This window comes from Vogesella urethralis, assembly GCF_007644045.2.
Lineage (GTDB): Bacteria > Pseudomonadota > Gammaproteobacteria > Burkholderiales > Chromobacteriaceae > Vogesella > Vogesella urethralis.
Window position 1 is genome coordinate 1 of record NZ_VMDW02000072.1, and the last position, 317, is coordinate 317.

The following is a 317-nucleotide window of genomic DNA, read 5'->3' on the forward strand; positions in this document are numbered from 1 at the left end:
GCCGGTAACCCGGGCAGCGCCGGCAGCGACACCGTCGCCGTCGACACCGCCGCACCGGTAGCCAGCATCACCCTGGACGCCAACATCACCCCCGACGACGTGCTCAACGCGGCCGAGTCCAAACAGGACATCGCCGTCACCGGTACCGTTGGTGGCGACGTGAAGGTGGGCGACACCGTCACCCTGACCGTCAACAACAAGGCCTACACCGGCACCGTACAAGCGGGTAACACCTTCAGCATCAACGTGGCCGGCAGCGACCTGGCCGCCGACGCCGACAAGGTGATCGACGCCAAAGTGACCACCACCGATGCGGC

At 66.9% G+C, this 317-nt stretch carries 1 protein-coding gene; it reads left to right on the forward strand.

The genetic code is table 11. From position 1 onward, the window contains the following. A partial coding sequence (locus FLQ03_RS07100) for an Ig-like domain-containing protein (protein WP_144374149.1) occupies positions 1 to 317 on the forward strand: 317 nt, incomplete at both ends.